General features: G+C 73.7%; 1 protein-coding gene and 1 pseudogene. One reads left to right on the plus strand and one right to left on the minus strand.

Annotation, left to right across the window (positions count from 1 at the left end; all coding sequences use genetic code 11):
• Positions 1-129: 129 nt before the first annotated feature.
• Entirely contained in the window at positions 130-597 is a 468-nt protein-coding gene (locus tag V7E46_RS28080) for an SPW repeat protein (RefSeq protein ID WP_329178045.1), read from the minus strand.
• Positions 598-1,142: 545 nt separating this feature from the next.
• On the opposite strand from V7E46_RS28080, the pseudogene V7E46_RS28085 reads away from it, so the two are divergent.
• A pseudogene (locus V7E46_RS28085) lies at positions 1,143-2,227 on the plus strand (hypothetical protein); the annotation flags it as partial.

Raw genomic sequence — 2,227 nt, forward strand, 5'->3', positions numbered from 1 at the left:
GCATTCCGCCCGGGGCCGGGCCCGTCCCGGGTTCAGGAGGGGCCCGGCCCCGGGCGGAATGCGGTGCGGGCGGCAGGTTTGCCGTCCGCACCGTGGTGCATCCGCAGGCTGTACGACGCGCGCTCTGCGTCAGTGCGCCGCGCGTCGAGCGGCCTTCGCCTTGCTCATTCCCATGAAGCCCAGGCCCATGGTCGCCAGGCCGAGCAGGCAGGCAACGCCGCCCACGATCGCGTTGTTCGTGATCGTTTTGGTGGTGTCGGCCGTGCCGGAGACCACCCAGGGCGCAACGATCGTCCACGCTCCGATCGCAATCGCGACCCAGCCCAGGCCGACGGTGCGTTCCAGCACCGAACCGAAGCCCATGGCCAGCACGGCCAGGGCGATCCCGGTGATCAGATTGCTGACCCGCAGGCTGTTGAAGTTCTGGAAACCGACCACCCAGGGCGAGATCGCCAGGTAGAGACCGGTCAGCAGGCACAGGCCCTCGATCAGGCCCGCCATCGGCTTCGCAGATGCCTCCGCGTACCGGCCGCGCAGGGCCATCAGATCGGGATGGGTGTCTATCTGCGTCCTCGAATGAGTCGAATCGGTGGCCATTCCAGCCACCTCCTTCGCAGTGAGCAGTGAGCAGTGTCGTTCTACCGACGGATTCCTCCAGGTCTCCAGCCCGGAGCTGCCGCATCCTTACTCAGCGTAGATCCGTAGGGCGCCAGTCGGCCACTTGCCAGGGAGATTGATTTGTGGCGGTTTGCCCGGGCGGGGTTCGCTTGCCGTTGGTGGGGTGGGGTCGGTGCCGCTCCGGGGGTATCTCCTCGGAGCGGCACCCTGGCTCTGTGCGAACGTTCCTGCGGGGAGTCGTGCGCAAGCCTGCGGGGACACCCCCGGATCTTCCCCTCCGGCCCGGCCCGGCTCTGCGGCTGCCTGTCGCGGTGGGTGGGCAAAACTTCGGGGTACGCCGTCACGCGCGGTCGCCGATGGCGGGTGACCGCACACAGGATGACCCGCACATCCCCAACCCCCTGCACGGCTGGTGCGGGTGGGCAAAAACCCGCGCCGCCGGGCGCGGGAAACTCCCGCACGGACGTGCCGGTTGAGTACCGGTACTCATGCCGGCCCGCCGCAGGCGTTCGCACACTCGCCTCATGGACGCACACCGCTGCCCCGACTGCCGCTCGTACGCCGGCCCCGCCGTTGCCGACGGGGGCCCCGTGATGTGCCCCGTGTGCCGCTTGCCGCTCGACGGCCCCGAGATCCTGGAACTGCGGGGTCTGGACGCCGAGTTGATCGGCGTCGAGGAGCGGCGGCGGGCACTGCATCGGCGCAGGGCCGCGCTGGTCGGGGCGTTGCGTGCCCGGCGCTCCGGTACGGTCCCGGCGCCGGCGGGCGGCGCGTCGCCGTGGACGGACACCCCGACGCGGTCGGCGCAGACCGTACTGCTCACCCTCGGCGGGCTGCTGATCATCGTCGCCGGGCTGGTGTTCACCCTGGTCAGCTGGGGCCGCTTCGGTATCGGCGGCCGGGCCGCGGTGCTCACCGCGCTGACCGTGCTCGCGTTGGCGGCGCCGCTCGCCCTGCGCCGGCGCGGTCTCGACGCGACCGCCGAGACCGCGTCGGCGGTCGGCCTGGCGCTGGTCCTGCTCGACGCGTACGCGGCCAGGGCCGCGGACATCGGCGGGCTGCTGGGGGTCGGCGGCGCCGGGTACTGGGCAGCGGTCACCGGGCTCGGCGCGCTGGGCACGGCGGCGTACGGCCGGCTCACCCGGTCCGTGCTGATGCCGTACGCGGCGCTGCTGCTGCTCCAGTGCACGGCTCCGCTCGCCGCGGGGGCGGCGCACACCCACGCCACGGGCCTGGCGTACGCCCTGCTGGTCTCCGCCGTGCTGGACCTGGCGGTGGGTACGTGGATGCCGATGGCGCTCGGCGCGGCCGGGATGTGGACCGCGGCGGCGGTCGTACTGGCGGCGGCGGTCGCGTACGCCGACGACACGTACGGGTCCGCGCTGCGCGCCTGCGTACCGCTGGTGCTGGCCGCGGGCCTGTCCCTGGCCGCCGCGGTCCGCCCGCGACGGCTCCCCGCTGCCGCCGCCGCGGCTGCGGCCGTCCTCGGCGGCCTCGCCCTGATCGCGGCGGCCGGCGTCACCCCGCGGCTGGCCCTGCCGGCCGCCTGGACCCCGCTGGCCGCCGCCGCCCCCGCGGCCCTCCTGGCCGCCCTCGCCCTCCTCCGCCT

Origin of the sequence: Streptomyces sp. IBSBF 2435 (assembly GCF_036815005.1) — a bacterium.
Classification (GTDB): Bacteria; Actinomycetota; Actinomycetes; order Streptomycetales; family Streptomycetaceae; genus Actinacidiphila.